The organism is Streptomyces sp. IBSBF 3136, from assembly GCF_036815105.1.
Taxonomy (GTDB): Bacteria; Actinomycetota; Actinomycetes; order Streptomycetales; family Streptomycetaceae; genus Streptomyces.
Map to the genome: position 1 here is coordinate 1 of NZ_JAJSZC010000445.1, position 1780 is coordinate 1780.

The window sequence follows — 1780 nt, forward strand, 5'->3', positions numbered from 1 at the left end:
CCCGTGGCCCGGGCGGGGGCGGGCCGGGGGCCGGGGTTCGCGGGTTTGGCCCGGAGGGCTGCTGCTCCGTAAAATCCCCCGTTCGAAAGCGGGCGCGAGTCGGAGCGCTGCGCGGGTGATCAGGGAAGCGGCAGCGCGATGACGGTGACAGAGGACGGCGCGGCGTCCGTGGGCTCCATGGACGCCACGAACACGGACCCCGCGGCCGTGGACGAGGTGGTCTACGGGCCCGGTATCGACCCGGAGCGGCTGGCCGTCTGCCTGAGCGTGCTGGACGAGCTCGACCAGCTCGACGTCGACCACCCGGACGCGATTCTGGTGCGCCGGGCGACCTCGCAGGTCTACCGCACGGTCAAGCAGCGCCGCCGCCAGGAGCGCCGGGCCGCCAAGACCGCGCACGACCGCGCGGTCACCGAGGCCACCGCGACCGGCTCCGCCGAGCGCATCGACGACGAGACCGAGGGCATCCTGCCCTCCTCCAAGGTCGAGACCGGCCGGATCGCGGGCATACTCCAGCGCCCGCGCTCCTGCTACACCTGCAAGGGCAGGTACGTGGAGGTCGACTACTTCTACCACCAGCTCTGTCCGGACTGCGCCCGCCTGAACCGCGAGAAGCGCGACGCCCGCGCCGACCTCACCGGCAAGCGCGCCCTGCTCACCGGCGGCCGCGCCAAGATCGGCATGTACATCGCGCTGCGGCTGCTCCGCGACGGCGCCCACACGACCGTCACCACCCGGTTCCCCAAGGACGCCATCCGCCGCTTCAAGGCGATGGAGGACTCGGCGGACTGGATGCACCGGCTGGAGGTCGTCGGCATCGACCTGCGCGACCCGGCCCAGGCCGTCGCGCTGGCCGACCAGGTCGCCGAGGCCGGCCCGCTGGACATCCTGATCAACAACGCCACGCAGACCGTCCGCCGCCTGCCCACCGCCTACGCCGCCCTGGTCGAGGGCGAGAGCGCCCCGCTGCCGGCCGGAGAACTCCCCGCCCACCACGTCATCGGCGCCTTCAACTCCGGCGCGGTGGACGGCCTGGCCGCGCTGCCCGTCGGCATCAGCGGCCTGGACGCGCAGAAGGTCGCCGACCTCGCCCTGGTCGCGGGCAACGCCAGCGTCGCCCGGCACCTCGACGGCACCGCCATCGACGCCGGCGGTCTCGTCCCGGACGTCGTCGACACCAACACCTGGGTGCAGACGATCGAGCAGATCTCCCCGGTGGAGCTGCTCGAGACCCAGCTGTGCAACTACACGGCACCGTTCATCCTGATCAGCAAGCTCCGCCCGGCGATGGCCGAGGCCGCCCGGAGGGCGACGAGCGGACGCGCCTACGTCGTGAACGTCTCCGCCATGGAAGGCGTCTTCAGCCGGGGCTACAAGGGCGCGGGCCACCCGAACACCAACGCGGCCAAGGCCGCGATGAACATGGTGACGCGGACCAGCGCCCAGGAGATGTTCGACGCCGACGGCATCCTGATGACCTCGGTGGACACCGGCTGGATCACCGACGAGCGCCCCCACTACGACAAGCTGCGCCTCGCCGAGGCCGGCTTCCACGCCCCGCTCGACCTGGTCGACGGAGCGGCCCGGGTCTACGACCCGGTCGTGCGCGGCGAGGCGGGCGAGGACCTGTACGGCGTCTTCATGAAGGACTACGCGCCGGGTAAGTGGTGAGCCGGCGGGGGGGGGGGGGGGGGGGGGGGGGGGGGGGGGGGGGGGGGGGGGGGGGGGGGGGGGGGGGGGGGGGGGGGGGGGGGGGGGGGGGGGGGGGGGGGGGGGGGGG

Annotated in this window: 1 protein-coding gene; it reads left to right on the forward strand. The window is 73.8% G+C overall.

Annotated elements, in window-relative coordinates:
* Positions 1-138: 138 nt before the first annotated feature.
* A complete protein-coding gene (locus V7E45_RS40060) occupies positions 139-1671 on the forward strand; it encodes an SDR family NAD(P)-dependent oxidoreductase (protein WP_333779214.1) in 1533 nt (510 codons plus the stop codon).
* Positions 1672-1780: the final 109 nt, after the last annotated feature.